This window comes from Halomonas mongoliensis, assembly GCF_052496345.1.
The window spans coordinates 1,147,167-1,169,229 of sequence record NZ_CP199288.1; the positions used below are offsets into that span (position 1 = coordinate 1,147,167).

At 69.3% G+C, this 22,063-nt stretch carries 16 protein-coding genes and 1 tRNA gene; 3 read left to right on the top strand and 14 right to left on the bottom strand.

Features of this window, described 5'->3' with window-relative positions; translation table 11 throughout:
* Nucleotides 1–10: 10 nt before the first annotated feature.
* The 7 genes from rluB to purL form a co-directional block, all read right to left on the bottom strand.
* Complete coding sequence (rluB, locus tag ACRYRV_RS05310; RefSeq protein ID WP_253449229.1) at nt 11–868, bottom strand: 23S rRNA pseudouridine(2605) synthase RluB; 858 nt, start codon at nt 866–868, stop codon at nt 11–13.
* Nucleotides 865–1,731: an SMC-Scp complex subunit ScpB gene (gene scpB, locus ACRYRV_RS05315; RefSeq protein ID WP_444985738.1), complete on the bottom strand. Its 867-nt coding sequence runs from the start codon at nt 1,729–1,731 to the stop codon at nt 865–867. Before scpB ends, rluB begins: the two co-directional genes overlap by 4 nt.
* On the bottom strand, nt 1,728–2,642 hold the full coding sequence (locus tag ACRYRV_RS05320; RefSeq protein WP_444985737.1) for a segregation and condensation protein A: 915 nt from the start codon (nt 2,640–2,642) through the stop codon (nt 1,728–1,730). Before ACRYRV_RS05320 ends, scpB begins: the two co-directional genes overlap by 4 nt.
* A gap of 73 nt (nt 2,643–2,715) precedes the next feature.
* Nucleotides 2,716–4,413: a sensor domain-containing diguanylate cyclase gene (locus tag ACRYRV_RS05325; protein ID WP_444985736.1), complete on the bottom strand. Its 1,698-nt coding sequence runs from the start codon at nt 4,411–4,413 to the stop codon at nt 2,716–2,718.
* A 94-nt stretch (nt 4,414–4,507) separates the two neighbouring features.
* Entirely contained in the window at nt 4,508–6,310 is a 1,803-nt protein-coding gene (locus ACRYRV_RS05330) for a DEAD/DEAH box helicase (protein ID WP_444985735.1), read from the bottom strand.
* A 27-nt stretch (nt 6,311–6,337) separates the two neighbouring features.
* Nucleotides 6,338–7,153 carry an enoyl-CoA hydratase-related protein gene (locus ACRYRV_RS05335; RefSeq protein WP_444985734.1) on the bottom strand — a complete coding sequence of 272 codons (816 nt, stop codon included), beginning with the start codon at nt 7,151–7,153 and terminating at the stop codon, nt 6,338–6,340.
* 190 nt (nt 7,154–7,343) lie between these two features.
* On the bottom strand, nt 7,344–11,318 hold the full coding sequence (gene purL / locus ACRYRV_RS05340; RefSeq protein ID WP_444985733.1) for a phosphoribosylformylglycinamidine synthase: 3,975 nt from the start codon (nt 11,316–11,318) through the stop codon (nt 7,344–7,346).
* A 169-nt stretch (nt 11,319–11,487) separates the two neighbouring features.
* On the opposite strand from purL, the gene mltF reads away from it, so the two are divergent.
* Entirely contained in the window at nt 11,488–12,948 is a 1,461-nt protein-coding gene (gene mltF / locus ACRYRV_RS05345) for a membrane-bound lytic murein transglycosylase MltF (protein ID WP_444985732.1), read from the top strand.
* On the opposite strand, the gene tadA is transcribed toward mltF, so the two are convergent.
* Entirely contained in the window at nt 12,924–13,403 is a 480-nt protein-coding gene (tadA, locus tag ACRYRV_RS05350) for a tRNA adenosine(34) deaminase TadA (protein ID WP_444985731.1), read from the bottom strand. The genes mltF and tadA overlap by 25 nt on opposite strands.
* Nucleotides 13,404–13,485: 82 nt before the next feature.
* On the opposite strand from tadA, the gene ACRYRV_RS05355 reads away from it, so the two are divergent.
* Nucleotides 13,486–14,310 (top strand): acyl-CoA thioesterase, encoded by an 825-nt coding sequence (locus ACRYRV_RS05355; RefSeq protein ID WP_444985730.1) that lies wholly within the window; start codon nt 13,486–13,488, stop codon nt 14,308–14,310.
* 37 nt (nt 14,311–14,347) lie between these two features.
* A tRNA-Thr gene (locus ACRYRV_RS05360) sits at nt 14,348–14,423 on the top strand.
* Between the two features lie 85 nt (nt 14,424–14,508).
* On the opposite strand, the gene ACRYRV_RS05365 is transcribed toward ACRYRV_RS05360, so the two are convergent.
* From ACRYRV_RS05365 to ACRYRV_RS05390, 6 genes are all read right to left on the bottom strand, one after another.
* Nucleotides 14,509–14,895, bottom strand: coding sequence for a hypothetical protein (locus ACRYRV_RS05365; protein WP_253449199.1), 387 nt, complete (start codon nt 14,893–14,895; stop codon nt 14,509–14,511).
* Between the two features lie 56 nt (nt 14,896–14,951).
* Nucleotides 14,952–15,803 carry a bifunctional nuclease domain-containing protein gene (locus ACRYRV_RS05370; RefSeq protein WP_444985729.1) on the bottom strand — a complete coding sequence of 284 codons (852 nt, stop codon included), beginning with the start codon at nt 15,801–15,803 and terminating at the stop codon, nt 14,952–14,954.
* An 84-nt stretch (nt 15,804–15,887) separates the two neighbouring features.
* Entirely contained in the window at nt 15,888–16,640 is a 753-nt protein-coding gene (locus ACRYRV_RS05375; RefSeq protein WP_444985728.1) for an SDR family NAD(P)-dependent oxidoreductase, read from the bottom strand.
* Between the two features lie 112 nt (nt 16,641–16,752).
* Nucleotides 16,753–18,030: a Y-family DNA polymerase gene (locus tag ACRYRV_RS05380; protein ID WP_444985727.1), complete on the bottom strand. Its 1,278-nt coding sequence runs from the start codon at nt 18,028–18,030 to the stop codon at nt 16,753–16,755.
* Nucleotides 18,027–18,485: a LexA family protein gene (locus tag ACRYRV_RS05385; RefSeq protein WP_309637145.1), complete on the bottom strand. Its 459-nt coding sequence runs from the start codon at nt 18,483–18,485 to the stop codon at nt 18,027–18,029. Before ACRYRV_RS05385 ends, ACRYRV_RS05380 begins: the two co-directional genes overlap by 4 nt.
* An 87-nt stretch (nt 18,486–18,572) precedes the next feature.
* Nucleotides 18,573–21,659, bottom strand: a complete 3,087-nt coding sequence (locus tag ACRYRV_RS05390) for an EAL domain-containing protein (RefSeq protein WP_444985726.1) — start codon at nt 21,657–21,659, stop codon at nt 18,573–18,575.
* Nucleotides 21,660–22,063 lie beyond the last annotated feature (404 nt).

Genomic DNA, 22,063 nt, shown 5'->3' on the forward strand with positions numbered 1-22,063 from the left:
GCAGCGCCTCTCAGCCGCGGCCCCTGGGCTTGGGCTTGCGCATGGCCTGCACCGGCTTGCGCTTGTGCTTGTCGCGGCTCCAGCGGTTCTTCTCGTCCGGGGTCAGGTCCGGCACCTTGCGGGCCGGTAGCCCGGCCAGCTCGGCGAGGTCGTCGACCTCGTCCTGGGTCAGCTCGGTCCACTCCCCCGCCCTGGCCCGCTTGTCGAGGAAGATATTGCCGTAGCGCACCCGCTTGAGGCGGCTGACGGTAAGCCCCTGGGACTCCCACAGGCGGCGCACCTCGCGGTTACGCCCCTCCATGATGACCACGTGGAACCAGGTGTTGATCCCCTCCCCGCCGAACTCCTGGACGTCGGTAAAGCGCGCCGGGCCATCATCGAGCATCACCCCCTCGACCATGGCCACGATGTTCTCGCGGGTCACTTCGCCCATCACCCGCACCGCGTATTCGCGCTCCACCTCGGTGGAGGGGTGCATCAGGCGGTTGGCCAGCTCACCGTCGGTGGTAAACAGCAAGAGGCCGCTGGTGTTGATATCGAGGCGGCCGATGGCGATCCAGCGCTCGCCCTTGAGCCGCGGCAGGCGTTCGAAGACGGTGCGCCGCCCCTCGGGGTCCTTGCGGGTGCACAGCTCGCCCTCGGGCTTGTTGTACATGATCACCCGCCGGGGCACCTCCTCGGCGCCGCGCAGGGTCACCGGACGGTTGTCGAAGGTCACCTTGTCGCGCATCTCGATGCGGTCGCCCAGGGTCGCCACCTCGCCGTTGACCCGGACCCGCCCATCGGCGATGGCGGCCTCCATCTCGCGGCGGGAGCCCAGCCCGGCGCGGGCCAGGACCTTCTGCAGTTTTTCGCTGGTCGTGCTCATCGGTCATCATTCTCATGGGGTGTGGATTCCGCCCCCGGGGCAGCGTCATCGTCGACGCGGCTCCGGGCACGTTCGGCCAGGCGAGCCTCCAGTTCGGCGAAGCTCAGCCCTGACCGCTCTGACGCCGTCCCGGCGTGGTCATCGTCGGCCCTCCCGGCCGTCGTGTCGGCGGCATCGGCCACAGCCGGTGCCTCCTGATCTCTCTGCTCGTCCTCCTCCGGCGCCATCCGCTCCTCGTCGAGGGGCGCATCGGCCTGGGCCAGCAGGTCATGCTGGGCCGGCGGCGGGCCCTCTTCCTCGAGCCCTCCCCTCAGCCCCGGCTCCTCGAAGGCCTTGAGCTCGTGCATCGGCGGCAGCTCGTCCAGGGTCTTCAGGCCGAAGTCGTCGAGGAAGCCGCGGGTGGTGGCATAGACCGCCGGGCGCCCCGGCACGTCGCGATGGCCCACCACGCGGACCCAGCCACGCTCCAGCAGGGTCCGCATGATCGAGCCGCTCACCGTGACGCCGCGCACCTCCTCGATATCGCCCCGGGTCACCGGCTGACGGTAGGCGATCAGCGCCAGGGTCTCGAGCAGCGCCCGGGAGTAGCGCTGGGGGCGCTCGTCCCACAGCCGCGAGACCCAGGGCGAGAGCCGCGGGCGAATGCGCAGCTGGTAGCCCGAGGCGGTCTCCAGCAGCTCCATGGCGCCGCGCTCGTGGCGGATGCCGAGGCGCTCCAGGGCCTCGCGCAGGGCCCGCCTGGGCGGCCGCTCATGGTCGTCGAACAGCCCCTCCAGGCGCTCCAGGGAGAGCGGCTCGCCGGCGGCCAGCAGCGCCGCCTCGAGGATCTCGTCCAGGGCCTCGGGGTACTCCATGGCGGTCATGGCCGCCCTCCCTCGTCATCGTCCGCGAAGGCGCTCTCGCCTTCCACCTCCAGGTCATCCCGCGCGCCCGCCTCCACCGGCGCCCGGGCGCGCACGTGGATCGGCGACAGAGGGGCGTTCTGCACGATCTCGATCATCGCCTCCTTGGCGAGCTCGAGGATCGCCATGAAGGTGACGATCACCCCCGCCCGCCCCTCCTCCAGCGTGAAGAGCGCCTCGAAGGGGGTGAACCCCTCATGGGTGAGTCGCTCCATGATCGCCAGCATGCGCTCCCGGGTCGAGAGCACCTCGCGGCTGATCTGGTGGGACTGGGCCAGTTCGGCGCGGCGCAGGATGCCGGCCAGGGCGCCGAGGAGCTCATCGAGCTCCACCTCGGGATGAACCACCCGGGTCTCCAGGGGCGGCAGGGCGGCCCGGGCGGGGAACCAGTCACGCCCCAGCCGCGGCAGCTCACCCAGGGACTCGGCCGCGCGCTTGAGGCGCTCGTACTCCTGCAGGCGGCGGATCAGCTCGGCTCGCGGGTCCTCTTCCTCATCATCGCCCCCCTCCTTAGGCGGCCGCGGCAGCAGGGTCCGCGACTTGATCTCGGCCAGCATCGCCGCCATCAGCAGGTACTCGCCGGCCAGCTCGATCTCCATGGCCTTCATCAGCTCCACATACTCGATGTACTGGTGGGTGATGGCGGCCACGTCGATGGCCAGGATATCCAGGTTCTGGCGGCGGATCAGGTAGAGCAGGAGGTCCAGGGGCCCCTCGAAGGCCTCCAGGAAGACCCGCAGCGCCTCCGGCGGGATATAGAGATCCTCCGGCAGCTCGGTGATCGGCTCGTCGAACAGTCTTCCGAGCACCGCGGCCTGCTGGGCCGCAACGGCGGTCTGCTCGGGGCTGGCGGTATCGGGGGTGACGCTCACGCGGCGTGCCTCTCTGGGGACGCAGGATCAACGGGCCAGTCTAGCAAGTTGACAGCGACTCAGACAGGCCCCGTTACTCGGACGCCCTGTCACGCTCACCACAGGTGCGGTTGCGACCGAGCGCCTTGGCGCGGTAGAGCATTCGATCGGCACGCTCCAGGGCGCTGTCGGGGGAGTCCTGTGCCCGCAGGGCCACGACCCCCAGACTGACGGTCACCTGGACTACCCTCTCCCCAGCATCAACCAGCAGATCCGCCACGGCGCGCCGAAAGCGCTCGGAAAGCGCCAGAGCCCCCTGATAGTCGGTCTCGGGCATCAGGATAGCGAACTCTTCCCCACCCAGCCGCCCCAGCACATCAGAGCCACGAAGCCACTGCTCGCCGACATGCACTAGCGCCTTGAGCACCTGGTCACCGGCAGCATGGCCAAAAGTGTCGTTGATGCGCTTGAAGTGGTCGGCATCGAACATCACCAGGCAGGCCTTGCCACCGTGGCGCTTCATGCGCGCCAGCTCATCTTCCAGGCAGTCGATAAAGTAGCGCCGATTCGGCGCCCCCGTCAGCATATCCACGGTTGCCAGTCGCCGAAAGCGCGCCTCGCTGGCCTCGAGCTCCAGCTGCAGACGCTTGCGCTCCGACACGTCGGCGATATAGCCGTGCCACAGAACGCTGCCGCCTTCGAGACGCTCCGGCGTGGCCAGCCCCTCGGCCCAGAGTTCGTGTCCGCGAGGATGGCGCACCCGGTATTCACAGTGCCAGTGACTCAGGGTGGCGGCCGACACCTCGACCGCGGCCCTTACACTCTCCCGGTCGTCGGGGTGAATCACGTTGAAGGCCGCCGTATCGCTTCGCGCCAGTTCGTCGGGGGTCGCCCCGTAGATCGCGATACTGCGGCGGCTCGCGTAGAGGAACCGCCCCTCTCCGCTGGGCGAAAGCAGATACTGGTAGATGAAACCGGGCAGCTGCTGCCCCAGCTGGTCCAGCGCTTCGAAGGCATCGCGACTTTGTCGCTCGGCCTGCTTCAGGGGGGTAATATCGCGGGCGACGCCCACCAGCTCGACCACCCTGCCGGCGCTGTCCTCCACCGGCACCAGCTGGGTCTGCCAGTCACGTTCGCCGGCCGGCAGCGCCAGGCGCTCCTCGTACTGAATGGGTCGCTTAAGCTGAACACACTCGCGGTAGTGCGCCTTGACCGCCGCCGCCTGGGCCTTATCCAGCAGAGCATCGGGCGTCTGGTGGCGTATCATCTCGAGTGAGATGCCGGTCTGCTGACGATGAGCCGGGTTGTTGTAGCGAAACACAAAGGTATCGTCCGACTCGACCTTGACCACGAAGATCGGATCCAGGGCGCTCTCGAGAAAGCGCCGATGCAGCTGCAGCGTGCTGTTCAGACGCTGACGCTCGAGCATCTCCGACGTCACCTCCCGGGCAATACCGAACAGGCGCAGCGGCTGGCCATCCGAGTCCCGCATCAGCCAGGCGCGATCATATATCCAGACCGTTTCGCCGCCGGGCCTCAGGATGCGGTAGCGGCGCTCGACCTCGCCCTCCTGCAGCAGGTGATCATGGGAGGCGGCAACAGCCTCGCGGTCATCCGGGTGCACGATGGTCAGCCACAGGTCAGGGTCCTCCTCGAAGGCCCGAACCGGGCGCCCGAAAATCACCGCGGCCGCCGGGTTGAGGTACTCGAGCTGAAGATCGGGACAGCCAACGGCCCAGACCACATCGTCAACGCGCTCCAACAGGCTTGAAAAGAAGCTCTCCGGCAGCATCAGTCCCTCGTGCACAGCGTCGTAGGCAAGCCGCTTACGTCCCCACCTTAGCAGCCTTTATGGCCCACCGCTCCCGGACGGCGCCCCGCTGCGCCTACCCCGCCGTCTCTGCCTTGCGATAGCGCCCGACATAGTCGAAGAGCTTCTCGCGCACCTGCCAGTGGCGGCCCACCTTGCGCCCCACCACGAAATCCGGATGGCGCAGGCGGCGGCGTTCGGCCACCACCTCCTCCGGCGTGGTGGGCCGCCACGGCACGCCCGGAGCCCGCAGATGGTCGCGCAGGAAGGCCGCGGCGAAGGCGCCCCGCTGGGCCGGAGTCTCCAGGGCGAACCACTCGGCCAGCGTCGTGCCATCCTCGTCGTGGTAGGTGACCTTGAGCCTCGGTAGCCCGCGGCCGTTGACGGTGGCCGCAAGCTGCATGCCTGCCACCCGCAGCACCCGAGCGTCGCGCAGGCGCAGCGCCGCCTTGAGCTTGTCGTCGGCATCCACCAGCAGGGTCTGGCAGCCGTGACAGCGCCGGGCGGCGATATCGTTCTCGGCACCGCAGTCGCCGCACGTCTTAAAACGAAAGCGAAAGTCGCACTGCTGGCGCTTGCCTGACTCGTCCTCGACCAACCCCTGACAGCGGCGGCCGAAGTGCTCGATCATCAGCTCGCCGTCGCGCTTGCCCCAGAAGAGGTTGGCGTGGCCGCAGGCGGGGCACGGGACCTGCACCGGCTCGCTGTCGGCGTCGGGCTTGGGGGAGCCCACCTCCGGCGCATAGAGGTCCCAGGGGTTGCCGGCGTAGTCGAGGACCAGGCAGTCGCGCTTGCCCGGCGAGAGGCGCAGGCCGCGGCCGACGATCTGCTGGTAGAGACTCACCGACTCGGTGGGACGCAGGATGGCGATCAGGTCCACATGAGGGGCGTCGAAGCCGGTGGTCAGCACCGCCACGTTGACCAGATACTTGAGCTCGCGGGCCTTGAAGGCGGCGATGAGTCGCTCGCGCTCGACGGAGGGGGTCTCACCGGTGACCAGCGCCGCCTCGGCGGCGGGCAGGTAGCCGAGGATCTCCTCGGCGTGGGCCACGCTTGCCGCGAAGAGCATCACCCCCTGGCGGTCCCGGGCGCGCTCCACCACCTCGGCGATGATGCCCGGCGTGGCGCGGTTGCCCGCCGCCACCCGATTGAGCTCCTCCTCCCGGAAGAGGCCGCTCGACCCCGGCCCTGAAGTGGAGAATAGCGCCGAGAAGTCGTAGCGCTCCACCGCCGCATCGATGCGCCGCGGTTCGGCCAGATAGCCCTGCTTCACCATCAGCCGCAGGGGCTGTTCGAAGACGCAGTCCCGAAAGAAGCAGGACTCGTCGCCGCGCACCATGCCGTGGTGGTGGCGGTGGTAGATGAAGCCCTGGCCGAGCCGATAGGGGGTGGCGGTGAGCCCCAGCACCTTGAGGCGCGGGTTGGCACGACGCAGCGCCTCGATGACCCGGCGATAGCTGGCATCTTCGGCCGGTGAGACCCGGTGGCACTCGTCGATCACCAGCAGGGTAAAGGCTCCCTGGCCATCGACCGGGGAGGCGAAGCGCCCGAGGCCCCGCACCACCGACTGCACCGAGCCGAACACCACCTGGCGGCTCGCTTCCTTGCGACCCAGGCCGGCGCTGAAGATGTCCGCCGCAAGCCCGTAGGCCTGGTACTTGGCGTGATTCTGCTCCACCAGCTCACGCACGTGGGCCAGCACCAGCACCCGGCCCCGGGCCAGGCGCGCCAGCTCGGCAATTACCAGGGACTTGCCACTGCCGGTGGGCAGCACCACCACGGCGGGGTCGTCCGAGCCGCGAAAGTGCGCGACCACGCGGCGCACCGCCTCCTGCTGATAGGGGCGCAGCGTGGGCGGGGCGGTGGCAGGTGCATGCATGGGTGACTCCTTGACAGGCGTCCCATCCTAACCGCCGCAGGCGCCCTCGTCAGGGGGGAAGCGAGCCGCACGCCCGGCCAGGCGCGCCGCCATGGCCTCCTGCTGCTCGGCCCCGCCGAGGAGCCCGCCCTGCAGGCGCGCCTCCAGGGCCAGGCGTTCCCGCGTGTTCAGCCCCGGCGCCCGCTCGAGCAGCTCGCTCCAGGCGGCCACTGCCGTCGGGGAATGGCCGGCGATGGCAGCGGCGATCTCCCGCGCCACGACCAGCGGCGCCTCGCCAAGCCGGGTGGCCAGCCCCAGCCCCACGGCTTCCTCTCCCTCCACCTTGCGCCCCGTCCAGCCCAGCTCCCGCAGCACATCGCCGCGCAGGCCGGCGCCGGTCACGCTGATCGCCATGTCGGGAATAATCCCCCAGGCGATCTCCAGCAGCGCCAGGCGCGCCCGCGGATGCACCACGCGAATATCCGCTCCCAGGGCGATCTGCAGCCCGCCACCGTAGACGTGCCCCTGCAGGGCGGCGATCACCGGCACCCCGGCCTCACGCCAGCCCAGCACCAGGCGCTGCACCGGGTTGGCGCCATCGGCACCGGCCTCCAGCAGGGCCGGCACCCTCGCCGTCTCGGCCATGATCGCCGCCATGTCGAGGCCGGCACAGAAGCTCTCCCCCTCTCCGGCCAGCACCACGGCGCGCAGGTCCTCGAGCTCGGCCAGGCGACGCTGGGCCGCCAGCAGGCCGTCGATCATCGCCCAGTCCAGGCCGTTGTGGGCCTCGGGGCGGGCCAGGGTGACCTCGGCCACCCCCGATGCAACGACCAGGCGCACGCGCCCCTCGAACTGCTCCTCCATGCTCGCTCCTCCGGTTGGTTCGGCTCTTCGTTCGGCCCTCCATCCGAAGGCCGTGGCCTCGAGTGTGCCGCGACCGGGCCGCGCATTCAAACACCCGTTTCATCGCATAAGAGGGCGAAGACGACAAGGGCGGCCCGAAGGCCGCCCCTGATCTCCTGCTGGAGGAGTGCTGCTACGCGAAGTCGGTGAATCAGCCCACCCAGACCCGGGCGTTGCGGAAGAGGCGCAGCCAGGCGCCGTCCCGGTTCCACTCCGCCGGACGCCAGGAGTTGGTGACCGCCCGCACCACCCGCTCCGGGTGGGGCATCATGATGGTGGCGCGGCCATCCGGGGTGGTCAGGCCGGTGATCCCGGAGGGAGAGCCGTTGGGATTGGCCGGATAGCGGGTGGTCACCTGGCCGTAGTTGTCCACGTAGCGCAGGGCCACCTGGCCGCTGCCCTGCATGGTGCGCAGATGGGCGCTGTCGCGGAACTCGGCGCGACCCTCGCCGTGAGCCACGGCGATGGGCAGACGCGAGCCCTCCATACCGGCCAGCAGAATGGAGGGACTCTTCTCCACCTGGACCATGGCCACCCGGGCCTCGAACTGCTCCGACTCATTGCGCATGAAGCGCGGCCAGGCCTCGGCGCCGGGGATCAGCTCCTTGAGCTGGGCGAGCATCTGACAGCCGTTGCAGACCCCCAGGGAGAAGCTGTCGTCGCGCTGGAAGAAGGCCGCGAACTGCTCCCGGGCGCGCGCGTTGAAGAGCACCGACTTGGCCCAGCCGCCGCCGGCGCCGAGCACGTCGCCGTATGAGAAGCCGCCGCAGGCCACCAGCCCCTTGAAGGCATCGAGATCGACGCGCCCCTCGAGGATATCGCTCATATGCACGTCCACCGCCTCGAAGCCGGCGCGATCGAAGGCCCAGGCCATCTCCACCTGGCCGTTGACGCCCTGCTCGCGCAGCACCGCCACCGAGGGGCGGGCCAGGTTGAGGTAGGGTGCGGCAATATCCTCGTTCACGTCGAAGCTCGGGGTCGCGGAGAGGCCCGGGTCGCGGTCGTCGAGCAGGCCGTCAAATTCGCTCTTGGCGCACTCAGGGTTGTCGCGCAGGGCCTGCAGGCGGTAGCTGGTCTCGGACCAGGTGCGCTGGGCCAGCAGCCGAGTGGTCTCCAGCAGCGGCTCCTCGAAGAGGGTCACCCGCACCTGGTCATCGTAGCGGGGCCGGGCGATGACGCCGCAGGTCTCGATGCCGGCAGCGGCGAACTGGGCCAGCACCTCCTCGGTGTGCTCGCGATTCACCTGGATCACCGCGCCGAGCTCCTCGGCAAACAGCGCATTGAAGGCCTCCACGGGCTCATCCACCAGCCAGTCGAGCTTGATCTCCAGGCCGGCGTGGGCGGCAAAGGCCATCTCCAGCAGGGTCACCAGCAGGCCACCGTCGCTGCGGTCGTGGTAGGCGAGCAGCTTGCCCTCGGCGTTGAGCCCCTGGATCACCGCGAAGAAGGCCTTGAGGTCCTCGGGATCGTCCAGGTCCGGGCACTCGTCGCCCACCTGGCCGTAGACCTGGGCGAGTGCCGAGCCGCCCAGGCGATTCCGGCCGCCGCCCAGGTCGATCAGCAGCAGATCGGACTCGTCCTGCTCCAGATTGATCTGGGGCGTCAGGGTCTGCATGGCATCGGTGACCGGCGCAAAGCCGGTGATCACCAGCGACAGCGGCGAGGTGACGCTCTTCTCCTCGGCCTCGCCGTGCCCGTCATCAGAGCCGTTCGACTCCTGCCAGGCGGTGCGCATGGACATGGAGTCCTTGCCCACCGGGATGGCGATGCCGAGCTGAGGGCAGAGCTCCATGCCCACGGCGTGAACGGCGTCGTAAAGGGCCTGGTTCTCGCCGGGGTGGTCGGCGGCGCTCATCCAGTTGGCGGAGAGCTTGATGTCGCCGAGCTTCTCGATGGGGGCCGCGGCCAGGTTGGTGATCGCCTCGGCCACCGCCAGGCGGGCGCTGGCGGCGGGGTCGATCAGCGCCACCGGGGGACGCTCGCCCATGGCCATGGCCTCGCCCGTGTGGGTGTCGAAGCTGGCCGTGGTCACGGCCACGTCGGCCACCGGCACCTGCCAGGGGCCGACCATCTGGTCTCGGGCCACCTGGCCGGTGATGGAGCGGTCACCGATGGTGATCAAAAAGCTCTTGGAGGCCACGGTGGGCAGGCGCAGCACCCGATCCATCGCCTCGCGCAGATCCAGGTTGTCGAGCATCACACCGGGCAGCTCGATGCCCTGGCGCGTGAACTCCCGGGTCATCTTCGGCGGCTTGCCGAAGAGCACGCTCATGGGCAGGTCCACGGGCTTGGTGTCGAAGTGGCCGTCGCGCACCTCCAGGTGGTGCGCCTCGGTGGCCTCTCCTACCACGGCGTAGGGGCAGCGCTCCCGCTGGCAGAGGGCGTCGAAGGTGTCGAGATCCTCCGGGGCCACCGCCAGCACATAGCGCTCCTGGGCCTCGTTGCACCAGATCTCCAGCGGGCTCATGCCGGGCTCGGCGTTGGGCACCGCGCGCAGGTCGAAGAGCCCGCCGCGTTCGCCATCCTTGACCAGCTCCGGCAGGGCATTGGAGAGCCCACCCGCCCCCACGTCGTGGAAGAAGCGGATGGGGTTGCCCTCGCCCAGGGCCCAGCAGCGGTCGATCACCTCCTGGACGCGGCGCTCGATCTCGGGGTTGCCGCGCTGCACCGAGGCGAAGTCCAGATCGGCGCTGGAGGCGCCGGAGGCCATGGAGGAGGCCGCACCGCCCCCCAGGCCGATCAGCATGGCGGGGCCGCCCATCACGATCAGCTTGCCGCCCACCGGGATCTCACCCTTCTGGACATGGCCATCGCGGATATTGCCGTAGCCGCCGGCGATCATGATCGGCTTATGGTAGCCGCGGCGCTCGATGCCGCCCGCCCCCAGGGCGTCCTGCTCGAAGGTGCGGAAGTAGCCGGCGAGGTTGGGCCGGCCGAACTCGTTGTTGAAGGCCGCCCCGCCGATGGGGCCCTCCAGCATGATCTCGAGGGCCGAGACGATGCGCTCGGGCTTGCCGTAGTCGAAGGCCTCCCAGGGCTGAACGAACTCGGGGATGCGCAGGTTGGAGACGGTGAAGCCGGTCAGCCCCGCCTTGGGCTTGCCGCCGATGCCGGTGGCGCCCTCGTCACGGATCTCGCCGCCGGCGCCGGTGGCCGCCCCCGGGTGCGGGGCGATGGCCGTGGGGTGGTTATGGGTCTCCACCTTCATCAGGATCTGGATCGGCTCCTCGGTGCTGCCGTAGACGGCGCGCTCGCCTGCCTGGCCGATCAGCGGCGCCGGGAAGAAGCGCGGCGCCGTGGTGCCCTTGATCACCGCGGCGTTGTCGCTGTAGGCGGAGAGGATATTCTCCGGGGAGGCCTGGTAGGTGTTCTTGATCATCTTGAACAGCGAATGGCTCTGGGCCTCGCCGTCGACCACCCAGTCGGCGTTGAAGATCTTGTGGCGGCAGTGCTCGGAGTTCGCCTGAGCAAACATCATCAGCTCGACGTCGGTGGGGTTGCGGCCCAGGTCGCCGAAGGCCTCCACCAGATAGTCGATCTCATCCTCGGCCAGGGCCAGGCCGAGGGCGACGTTGGCATCGACCAGCGCCTCACGGCCGCCCTCCAGCACGTCCACGCTGCCCAGGGGGGCCGGCTCGTGGTGGGCGAAGAGCTTGGCCGCGTCCGAGGCGTCGGCCAGCACGGTCTCGGTCATGCGGTCGTGGAGGGTGGCGCGAATGGCCTCGAAGACCTTCTCCGAGAGCATGCCCTTGAGCTTGACCCGGTAGGCGATGCCACGCTCCAGGCGCCGCACGCCCTTGAGGCCACAGCTGTGGGCGATATCAGTGGCCTTGGAGGACCAGGGCGACTGGGTGCCGATACGCGGCACCACCAGGAACAGCTGGCCCTCTGCTCGGGCGCCCTCGACGTCAGAGCCCTGAAGTTGAGAACCCTGAAGTTGAGAACCATAGTCGAGCAGCTGCTCCAGCACCGCCAGCGCCTCGGCGCTGAGCTCGCCTTCGTGATCGACGAAGTGCACGTACTCCGCGGTGAGCGACTCGACGTCGGCCGCCACCTCGCGCAGGGCGGCCAGCAGCTTGGCGTGACGGAAGGCGGAGAGGGCGGGGGCGCCGCGCAGTTCGAGCATATCCTGGAGCCTCTGGAAATCATCAGGGTCGGGGCCGCAGCCAGCGGCAAAGAGCGCCTATGATACTGGAAAGCTCGGGGCGGAAGAAATCGAGGCGAGAAATCGCACGGATGACAGCGGCGCCGGGGCTGGTTATGGTGAGGGGTCGTCTCCGCCAGCCGTCACCCGCATGCTTCCGACCCTGATTCCCCCCCTGCGCCGCCGGCGCGGCTATCTTGCCCTGCTCGCCGTCCTGGCACTCGGCCTCTGGCCCTCCCCCTCCGGCACGCCGGATGGGCGCCGCCTCGATGAAGCCCTGGCGCGGGAGTTCCTGCAGGTGCATACCCGCAACACCCCCACCACCTACTACGAAGGGCGCGAGGGGCCCACCGGCTTCGAGTATGAGCTGGCGCGACGCTTTGCCGCCCATCTGGGTATCAGCCTCTCGCTGCGCTCGGACCACCAGATCGCCAGCGTCCTCGAGGCGGTCCGCACCGAGGGGGACCTGGGCGCCGCCGCCCTGCCGCTGACGCCGACAGCCGAGGGCGTGATCTTCAGCCGCCCGATCCTCGAGCTGCAGCCGGTGGTGGTCTACCGGCGCGGCCTGCCCCCGGTGAACGGCCCGGAGCGGCTGGCGGGCCTGACTCTTGGCACCCTGGCCGGCGCCGGTACCGACCTGGTCCTTGGCGAACTCGAGGCCGAGCACCCGGGGCTCAACTGGCTGGCCTCCCAGGAGCTCGAAGTGGCCGAGCTGCTGCGCCTGATCGAGGATGAGCGCCTCGATGCGGCGGTGATCTTCGAGCATCAGTTTCGCCTCAACCGGCTCTTCTTTCCCGGCGTGGAGCGCGGCTTCTCGCTGGGTGACCCGCTCTCCCTGGCCTGGGCCTTCCCGGCAGACGGAGGACTGGCACTGGCGGAGGCGGCCAACGGCTTTCTCCAGGCGCTTCACGAGGAGGGCGAACTCGACGCCCTGGTGGCACGCTACTTCGGCCACGATGACTACCTGGAGTACGTCGGCGCACGCACCTTCATCCAGCACGCCCACGCCCGCCTGCCCGCCTACACCGAGCTGTTCCAGGAGGCGGCCCGCCAGGCCGGATTCGACTGGAAACTGCTGGCCGCCCTGGGCTACCAGGAGTCCCACTGGGACCCCAAGGCCACCTCCCCTACCGGCGTTCGCGGGCTGATGATGCTGACTCTGCCCACCGCCGGGGATCTTGGCGTTTCCGACCGCCTCGACCCCGCCCAGAGCATCCAGGGCGGCGCCCGCTATCTGCGCGAGCTAAAGGATCGCCTGCCGGAGTCGATACGGGGAGAGGACCGCCTCTTCATGGCCATGGCCGCCTACAACGTGGGGCTGGGCCATCTCTACGACGCTCGGCGCATCACCGAGCAGCGCGGCGGTGACCCGAACCGCTGGGCCGACGTACGCGAGTCGCTGCCGCTGCTGCAGGAGCGCGAATGGTACCGCCAGACCCGCCACGGCTACGCCCGGGGCGGCGAGCCGGTGATCTATGTGCGCAATATTCGCCGCTACCACGAGATACTCAGCTATGTGGACCGCAACCAGCAGCAGTTCTACCTGCTCAATGCCAGGCTGCCGGATGACGAAGAGGAGAAACTGCTTCAGCTGGTGGGAGCGCCGCCCTGATCTTCCCGCCGGGCGGCGAAGAACGCCTTGAGCAGCCGGGAAGCGCGGGTGGCCAGCACCCCACCCTCCACGACCACTCGGTGGTTGTACCAGGGCTGGGCAAAGAGGTTGGCCCTGGACTCCACCATGCCGGTTCGCGGCTCCGCCGCGCCGTAGACCACCCGGGCCAGCCGGGCATGGATGATCGCCCCGGTGCACATCAGACAGGGCTCCAGGGTCACATAGAGGGTGCAGCCGTCGAGGCGATAGTTGCCGAGCCGCACACCGGCATCGCGCAGGGCGCGAATCTCGGCATGGGCGCTGGGGTCGCACCCCGCCACCGGCGCATTGTAGCCGGCGCCGACGATCTCGCCTTCGGCATTCACCACCACGGCACCCACCGGCACTTCACCGGCGGCCAGCCCCTGGCGGGCCTGGTCCAGCGCCCGGTGCATGTAGAACTCATCGCTGCGCAACGGCCTCGACTCCATGTAGACTGATCTGAAACGTCCGTATGAGAGGGCCCGCAGGCCCCGACTGCCCCTGGAGATTTCGCGCATGTCCAACGCTCTCGACGCCCTGGTGGGCCTGCTGGCCCTCGAGCCCCTGGAGGAGAACCTGTTCCGCGGCGCCAGCCAGGATCTTGGCCTGCCCCAGCTGTTCGGCGGCCAGGTACTGGGCCAGGCGCTCTCGGCGGCCACCCAGACCGTCGACGCCTCCCGGCGCGCCCACTCCCTGCACGGCTACTTCCTGCGCCCGGGGGATGCGCGCCGCCCGGTAGTCTATCAGGTCGACGCCGTGCGCGACGGCGGCAGCTTTACCACCCGCCGGGTCACCGCCATCCAGAAGGGCCGGCCGATCTTCTTCTGCAGCGCCTCCTTCCACGGCGAGGAGGCGGGCCTGGACCACCAGCCCACCATGCCCGAGGTGGCGCCGCCGGAGCAGCTGGCCGATACGGGGCACCGCCTGGTGCGCTTCGACGACCACCCCATCGAGTTCCTGCTGGCCGGCGAGGAGCACCAGGCGGGCGAGCCGGCGCACAAGCGGGTGTGGTTCCGCCTGGCCGGCGAGCTCCCCGACGACCCCGCCCTGCACCGCTCCCTGCTGGCCTACAGCTCCGACTTCAACCTGCTGACCACCGCCCTGGTGCCCCACGGGCTCGACTATCGCGACCCCGGGCTGCAGATCGCCAGCCTCGACCATGCGCTCTGGTGCCACCACGACGTGCGCGTCAACGACTGGCTGCTCTACGACATGGACAGCCCCTGGGCCGGCGGCGCCCGCGGCTTCACCCGCGGCGCCATCTACGACCGCCAGGGCCGTCTGGTGGCCTCCGCCGCCCAGGAGGGACTGACTCGGCTGCGCAGGCCCGCCGAGGGCTAGCCGAAGCGCCCTCGGCGGCGCTACCATCACGACAGGCGCCGCAATAGCTCAGCTGGTAGAGCAACGCACTCGTAATGCGTAGGTCGGAGGTTCGACTCCTCTTTGCGGCACCACCCCTTTCTTTTGCGGCACCTCCCCTTCCGACAAGATGGCCACCGCGGCTTACCGCGGTGGCCATCTTGTCGAGCCCAAGGCGCGTCAGAAGTAGCCGATCAGCCGCATGCAGTGCGGGCGGATGGTGAGGTAGGCCTCGCGCACGTCGGCCTCGCCGGGCGTCTCCTTCATCCGCGCGACGTCATCACCGGTGTAGCGAGTCTCGCCGATGGTCAGGTCGGCCGCGCCCGCCGGGAACTCCTCTTCGCTGAAGGGCATGGGGCGCAGCGCCTCCAGGCGCTGCCGGGAGTCGCCGATGGCGGTGTGCATCGCCATGTACTCATCCTCCTGGAGCCAGTGGCCGGTCAGGCGGTCGCAGGAGAGCAGCTCCCGGTGATGGGCTTCCAGGGCGGTCAGATCGACCTTGTCAGGCGCGTCGGCGGCAAGGGCGGGGGCGCCGAGCAGGCCGGCAGCAATCAATGAAACAAGCATGGGCAATCCTCCTGGCGCCCATTCTTGCCCGCCCGGCGCCGGCTGCCAAGTTCGACTCAGGCCTCAAGCCCTGGGGCGCGACGCCGCGGAGCGGGTGTCGGCACCTCGGTGGAGAGCTCCACCTCGAGGATCTCGCCCTGCTGCCAGACCCGCAGCCGGGCCGGCGACTCCCGGGGCGTGTCGCGCACCAGCTCCAGGAAGTGCATCGGCGTCTCGGGCGTCTCGCCGTTGACCTCCAGCAACAGGTCCCCGGGGGCAAGCCCCGCCGCCGCGGCCTCACCGCTGACGTCGCTGACCAGCACCCCGGCCCGGTCCGGCAGGCCCAGGGCCTCGCGCAGGTCCTCGTCCAGCGGCGTCACCGTGATGCCCAGCGCCACCACCACCTGATCGTCCAAGCCCTGAAACTCGATCTGCCGGGCCGCCTCCAGCACCTCCGGCGCCACATGGATGCTGGCCCCGGCCTTCAGCGCCAGGGCGATGGCATCGCTGGGGCGGCTATCGATATGCACCGGCGCCTCACGGCCGGGCAGCGTCAGCTCCAGCATGCCCAGGAAGGTACTCTCGGTGAGGGCATCCACATAGACCCGCGTCAGCGTTACCTCGACACCCTCCAGCACATCACCCAGCAGCTCGTGAGTCATCGGCCGCGGGCCGCGCTCGCCGGCCAGGGCGCGCAGGATGGCGCGCGCCTCGGTCACGCCGATATAGATCGGGATCACCTCCCGGGCCCCCGGCTCGCGCAGCAGCACCACCGGCACTCCGGCCACCCCCGACATGCCCACCGTGGCCACCTCCACCTCGACCATCGTGTCCTGGGGTGCGGCCAGCTCCCGGGCCTGGGCAGCACTGCCCAGGGTCAGCAGCAGCGACAGCAGCAGGTAGAGCAAAGACGAGCGGAGCGGTGACATGGTCACCTCCTGAGACATTGGATGGTTGCCCTGCAGCATGGCAGCCCCGCGAACCGACCGCCATCCTGTCTTCCCGTATCCGGCTCAGGACTTGCCGGCGGTAAAGCCCCCGTCGACCATCAGGGTGGTACCGGTGATGAAGCTCGCCTCGTCGCTGGCCAGGAACAGGAAGGCGTTGGCCACCTCCTCGGAGCGCCCCAGGCGGCCGATGGGGTGCATGCGGATCAGCCCCTGCAGCAGCTCCTCGTCCAGCGCCGCAAGCAGCGGCGTGTCGATATAGCCCGGGCCGATGCCGTTGACTCGTACGCCCTTCGGCGCCGCCTCGATGCCCAGGGTGCGCGTCATGTTGACCACGCCGCCCTTGGCGGCGGTGTAGGCGGCGGTCTGGGACTGGCCGACCATGCCGAGGATGGAGGCGCAGTTGACGATGCTGCCGCTGCCCTGGCGATACATCACCCGCAGCGCGGCCCGGGCGACCCGGAAGACGCCGTTCAGGTTGATGTCGATGATGCGCAAAAACTCCTCGTCGGTGACCTCGTCGGAGGGGGTGATGCCGCCGATGCCGGCGTTGTTGAACACCGCATCCACGCTGCCGAGCTCCGCCACGCTCTCCTCGAAGAGCCGGTCCACCTGAGCGGTATCGGTCACGTCGCACACCTTGAAGAGGCAGCGCCCGCCGTGCTTGCCGTCGAGTTCGGCTGCCCGGGCGGCGCCCTCGCTGCCCTCGAGGTCGGCGATCACCGCGCTGGCGCCCTCCTCCAGACAGCGCTCGATGCTGGCAAGCCCGATGCCGCTGGCACCGCCGGTCACGATCACGTTCTTTCCCTGCATGCGCATGGGGTCACTCCCTGTTGATGATGAACAGAGCGGGACAGCATGCCCCGCCGACCCAGTGTAGCCGGGGCCGATAGCGACCCCCTAACGGTTCATCAGCGGGACAGCGGGATCTCTAGCCTGTCTTGACACGCATCAACTCGTTCCAGCGGGTGGTGTAGCGCGGCGAGCGATGCGCGCAGCGCAGCGCCCAGGCGTTGCCCTCCCGGGGCAGGCCGAAACGGACGGTGTCGCGCCCCATCTCGCGATTGAGCCGGTCCAGGGTGGCCATCAGACGCTGGCTGCGGACACGGCGCGCGTCGTCATCCGGGCTCTCCAGCAGCGAGGGCTGGGCCGACTCGGCGTCCACCAGGTCGAGCAGCATCACCCCGCACTTTTGGTAGCGGTAACCCTCGAGAAAGATGGCGTCCAGGGCCCGGCGGGCCGCCGCCAGCAGCTCCCGGCTGTCGCCGCTGGGCGCGGGCAGCGCCACCAGGGCCGCATTGCGGTACTGGGGCTCACCGGCCAGGAAGGGAGAGGTGCGCAGGAAGACCTGCACCGCTCGCGCCTGGCTGCCCTGGCGGCGCAGCTTCTCGCCGGCCCGGGCAGCGTGCTGGCGCAGCGCCGCCTCCAGCTCGTGGCGCTCGCCGGTGAGCCGGCCGAAGGAGCGCGACACCAGCAGGCGTCGGCGCGGCTCGCTCATCTCCTCGAGGGCGATGGCCGGGCGCCCGCGCAGCTCCCAGACCAGGCGCTCCATCACCACCGAGAAGCGGCTGCGCACCCAGCGCGGGTCGGCCCGGCGCAGCTGCCAGGCGGTGTCGATCCCCATCAGCGCCAGCCGCTCGGCGCTGCGCCGTGCCACGCCCCACAGCTCGGTGACCGGGCACGCCTCGAGCACACGGCGGGTCGCCTCGCTGTCGGCCTCGAGCAGGCAGACCCCTTCGCAGGCCGGCTCACGCTTGGCCAGCCGATTGGCCAGCTTGGCCAGCACCCGGGTCGGCGCCACTCCGACGCCCACCGGGATACCGGTCCAGCGCCGAACGGTCTCGCGCAGCTCATGGCAACGGGCCTCCAGGCCCGCCAGGGGAAAGCCGGTGAAGCCCACGAAGCTCTCGTCGATGGAGTAGGGCTCCACGTCCGGGGAGAACGCCGCCAGCACCTGGTTGACCCGCCGCGACATGTCGCCGTAGAGCGCGTAGTTGCTGGAGAGCAGCACCGTCCGGCGGCGCACCTCGGGAGGCAGCAGGTGCCGCGGCGCGCCCATGGCCACGCCCAGCGCCTTGAGCTCCTCGGAGCGCGCCACCACGCAGCCGTCGTTGTTGGAGAGCACGCCCACAGGCCGCCCCGCCAGGCGCGGGTCGAAGACCCGCTCGCAGCTGACGTAGAAGTTGTTGCCATCGACCAGGGCGATCACGGCGAGCGACTCAGCAGGTCGTGGAGCACGTGGGTGACCACCCCCCATACCTCGCATTCGCGCCCGGCCAGCGGAATCGATGCGAAGCGTGGATTGCTGGCCACCAGCCATACCCCGCTACCCCGCCGCTCCAGGCGCTTGACGGTGGGCTCGCCCTCCAGGGAGATGACCACCACCCGCCCGGGAAGGGGCTCCAGGCTGCGATCCACCACCAGCAGGTCACCGTCATGGATGCCGTCACCCAGCATGGAGTCGCCTTCGGCGCGCACGAAGTAGGTGGCCGCCGGGCGCTTCACCACGTGGGCGTGCAGATCGATCTCGGTGTCCAGGTGGTCGTCGGCGGGGCTGGGGAAGCCCGCCCGTACCCGGCAGCCCATCAGCGGCCGCGGCGGTCCTGCACCCTCGGCGGCGGCGCACCCCACAAGCGCCATCTGCATCTGATGCCTCTGCAGCATGCTGCCCTCCTGCCTGATACTGTATTTATAGACAGTATCAGGCAGGAGGGCGCAACTGGCAACTCCTCGAGCCCGGCCGAGGCGTGATCAAGCGTCCAGCTCGAGGGCCTCCAGAGGCGCAGGTCGGGCAAACAGGTAGCCTTGGAAGGTGCGGCAGCCGTGTGCCAGCAGCCAGTCGCGCTGAGCCTCGTTCTCCACTCCCTCTGCCACCACCTCCAGCCTCAGGCGCTGCGCCAGGGCGATGGTACTGGCGACGATCGCCCCACTGGCCTCATCCTCCAGCAGGTCGCACACGAAGGACTGGTCGATCTTGAGCTGGTCCAGGGGCAAGCGCTTGAGATAGGCCAGGGAGGAGTAGCCGGTGCCGAAATCATCCAGCGAGAAGCGCACGCCGTACTCGCGCAGGCGCAGCATGCGTTCGCGGGCCTCCTCCCGCCCCTCGAGAAAGAGGCTTTCGGTCACCTCGAGCTTGAGGCGGTTAGCCGGGGCGCCTGTCGTCTCGAGGCATTCCAGCACGCGTTCCACGAAGTCCGGCTCGCGGAACTGGCGCGGACTGACGTTGACGGAGAGGCTCAGCGCCGAGCGTGCCGGGTCGGCCGCCCAGGCCGCCAGCTGGCGACAGGCCTGTTCCAGCACCCAGTAGCCGATCGCCACGATCAGCCGGTTCTCCTCGGCCAGGGGAATGAACTCGCCGGGAGAGACCTGCCCGCGCACCGGGTGCATCCAGCGCAACAGCGCCTCGACCCCCACGGGCCGGCCCCGAGCATCCACCTGGGGCTGGTAGTACAGGCGCAGCTCACCCTTGGGCAGCGCCTGCCTCAGGTCCGCCTCCAGGCGAGCGCGGGCCTGCAGCCGCACCTGCATGTCGGGGTCGAAGAAGGCCAGGGTATTGCGACCTGCCGCCTTGGCCTGGAACAGCGCCATATCGGCCTGCTGCATGATCTCGTCGAGGGTCATCTCATGGTCGCGGAACAGGGTGATGCCCAGGCTTGCCGACACATTGACCCACTCCTCCCCCAGGCGTATCGGCGTCTGCATCACCGCCAGCAGCTTGTTGGCGACTCGTTCGGCGATCACCGCCACGGCATCCGGCTCATGCCCCAGGTCGTGAAGCAGCACGGCAAACTCGTCACCGCCCAGCCGAGCCAGGGTATCCGTCTCCCGCAGCGCCTCCTCATAGCGATGGGCCACCTCCCTCAGCAGCTGGTCGCCGGCGTGGTGGCCAAGCGTATCGTTGACCTGCTTGAAGTGGTCCAGGTCAACGAAGATCAGCGCCCCGATCTGGCCGCTGCGATAGCTGTCCTTGAGGGTCATCTCCAGGCGGTCGAGCATCAGCCGGCGGTTCGGCAGACCGGTCAAGGGGTCGAAGAAGGCCAGCTGGTGGATCTCCTCCTCGGCGGCCTTGCGCTCGGTAAGGTCGCTGAAGGTCGCCACGAAATGGGTCGGCTTCCCCTCGGTATCACGCACCGCGGAGAGGGTCAGCCACTCGGGGAACACCTCGCCGTTCTTGCGGCGGTTCCAGACCTCCCCCTGCCAGCTGCCGCTGCTCAGCACGCTGCGCCACAGCCGCCGGTAGAAGGCCTCGTCGTGGAGGCCCGACGACAGCAGGCGCGGGTTCCTGCCCAGCACCTCCGCCTCGCTATAGCCGGTGATACGGGTGAAAGTCTCGTTGACCTTCAGGATGCGGCTGTTGCCATCGGTGATCAGCATGCCCAGGTGGGTCTCGAAGGCGGTGGCGGCGATGCGCAGCTGCGCCTCGGTGGCGCGCTCATCGGTCACGTCTCGCACCAGCGCCAGGGCACCGCCCGCTCCCTCTCCAGGCTCCCGCAGCGGGCTAAGCACCGAGTGAAACTGGCGCGGCTCACCGTGCAGGTGCAGGGTGTAGTCGTACTCTACCGGCCCGTCGCCTCGCCGCAGCGTCTCGAAGGCCTCGTCGAGCTGACGGGCCATGGGGGCCGGCAGCACCTCGCGGTAGTGACGCTGCAGGAAGGAGGCGGCATCGGCCATCAGCTCAGCGGGATCAGCGGCGTGCACATAGGTGAAGCGCCCCTCGGCGTCGAACACGAAGATAATGTCCTGGATCGAGCTCACCAGGGCCTGCAGGCGCGCCTCCCGGCTGCGAGCATCGCGACGCGCCAGCTCGCGCTCCCGGGCCTGCCGGCGCATCTCCTCCTCCAGGCGCAGTCGATTGAGGTAGTGCCGCAGCACCAGCCCCCCCAGCCCCATGACCAGCAGGCCGACCATCACCCGCACCCACAGCCGGTAGGACCAGTCGCTGAGCAGCACGTCCAGCCCCTCCCCCACCACCACCACGAAGGGCAGGTCATCGAGGCGTCGCATGGTGTAGAGCCGATCGCTGCCGTCCAGGGGGGAGGCGGTACGCAAGTGGGTTCTCGCCTCTCCGCTCTGGATGAACGCCTGGGTCAGGGGCTCCTCGATCCGCCGCCCCAGCACCCCGCCCGCCTCCTCTTCTGCCCCTGCTTCGCCCACCCCGGGGCGGCGTGCCACCAGTCGCATCCCGGTATCGATGATGGCGATGCTCTCGCCCCTCGTCAGGCTCAGGTCATCGAGGGTCTGACCGAAGACGGCGGGGTCCAGCTGAATCATCACCGTTCCACCGCCGGCGAGGCGGCGCAGCAGCACCACCACCTGGCGACGCTCCAGCGCCGACCAGAGCAGCGGCGTCACCAGGGCCTCTCGGGGCGGCTGCGCCTGCATCAGGCGGAAGAAGGACAGGCCCGACATGTCGAATCCGGGCGGATGCAGGGGGCTGGAGGAGGCGACCACCCGGCCGCCCTCATCGATGAGGCTCACCTTGTCGATGAGCCCCAGGCTCTCGCGCCGCCGGGCCAGAAACTCCTCGGCCTGCTCGACTACCAGCGGCTCCCCGAACAGGCGCTGGCGTTGCGGTGGCTCCAGCACCTCTGTCATGCCCGTCAGCGCGGCCTCACTGACCGAGAAGATGCCGGCCACCCACTCCGCCACCAGGTCGGCACGGGCCGCCGTGCGCTCCCGAGCCGCCTGCATGTCGCGCTGGTACTGGTCGAACAGGAAGCCGGCCAGGGTAGCGAAGAGGACGAGCATGCCCACCACATAGAGGGCAATGGCGATACGGCGATCCTTGCGGTTGCGGCGCTCGACCGAGTCGTCATCCAAAGCGGCGGTCACGGTCATCTATCAGCGTTCCCTGCATATCAAGGTGGACTCACCAGCAGTGTAACGGTCGCGGCGGCATTGTGCCGCTTCGGCAGACGGGAGGGTGCCGCTTAAGCTGCCGGGAGACACCAGCCTGCGGCCGAGAGGCCGTTGTACAGCCCGGCACTCGGCTGTCCGAAAGGCTTCCGCGCTCCCCTCCCCTCCCCGCGCCTCTACTCAGTCTTCGTAGGGGCGCGCCCGGATCTCGTCAGGCTCATGGCGGGCGAGGATCTCCTCGATCTCGGGCCTTGAGGCATCGGGCACGATCACCTTGACCTCATTGCTGTCTAGAGCTTCTCCCGGGGATAGCCCTCGGAGACCAGCTCGTCATAGGCATTGACCGCCTTGTCGGCGCTGCCATAGGCCGCCGTTACTGTCTGTGT

Excerpts from the sequence above, each read along its gene's own strand:
- rluB (WP_253449229.1), bottom strand. The coding sequence starts at position 868 with ATGAGCACGACCAGCGAAAAACTGCAGAAGGTCCTGGCCCGCGCCGGG.
- scpB (WP_444985738.1), bottom strand. The coding sequence starts at position 1,731 with ATGACCGCCATGGAGTACCCCGAGGCCCTGGACGAGATCCTCGAGGCG.
- ACRYRV_RS05325 (WP_444985736.1), bottom strand. The coding sequence starts at position 4,413 with ATGCTGCCGGAGAGCTTCTTTTCAAGCCTGTTGGAGCGCGTTGACGAT.
- ACRYRV_RS05330 (WP_444985735.1), bottom strand. The coding sequence starts at position 6,310 with ATGCATGCACCTGCCACCGCCCCGCCCACGCTGCGCCCCTATCAGCAG.
- ACRYRV_RS05335 (WP_444985734.1), bottom strand. The coding sequence starts at position 7,153 with ATGGAGGAGCAGTTCGAGGGGCGCGTGCGCCTGGTCGTTGCATCGGGG.
- purL (WP_444985733.1), bottom strand. The coding sequence starts at position 11,318 with ATGCTCGAACTGCGCGGCGCCCCCGCCCTCTCCGCCTTCCGTCACGCC.
- mltF (WP_444985732.1), top strand. The coding sequence starts at position 11,488 with ATGCTTCCGACCCTGATTCCCCCCCTGCGCCGCCGGCGCGGCTATCTT.
- ACRYRV_RS05355 (WP_444985730.1), top strand. The coding sequence starts at position 13,486 with ATGTCCAACGCTCTCGACGCCCTGGTGGGCCTGCTGGCCCTCGAGCCC.
- ACRYRV_RS05365 (WP_253449199.1), bottom strand. The coding sequence starts at position 14,895 with ATGCTTGTTTCATTGATTGCTGCCGGCCTGCTCGGCGCCCCCGCCCTT.
- ACRYRV_RS05370 (WP_444985729.1), bottom strand. The coding sequence starts at position 15,803 with ATGTCACCGCTCCGCTCGTCTTTGCTCTACCTGCTGCTGTCGCTGCTG.
- ACRYRV_RS05375 (WP_444985728.1), bottom strand. The coding sequence starts at position 16,640 with ATGCGCATGCAGGGAAAGAACGTGATCGTGACCGGCGGTGCCAGCGGC.
- ACRYRV_RS05385 (WP_309637145.1), bottom strand. The coding sequence starts at position 18,485 with ATGCTGCAGAGGCATCAGATGCAGATGGCGCTTGTGGGGTGCGCCGCC.
- ACRYRV_RS05390 (WP_444985726.1), bottom strand. The coding sequence starts at position 21,659 with ATGACCGTGACCGCCGCTTTGGATGACGACTCGGTCGAGCGCCGCAAC.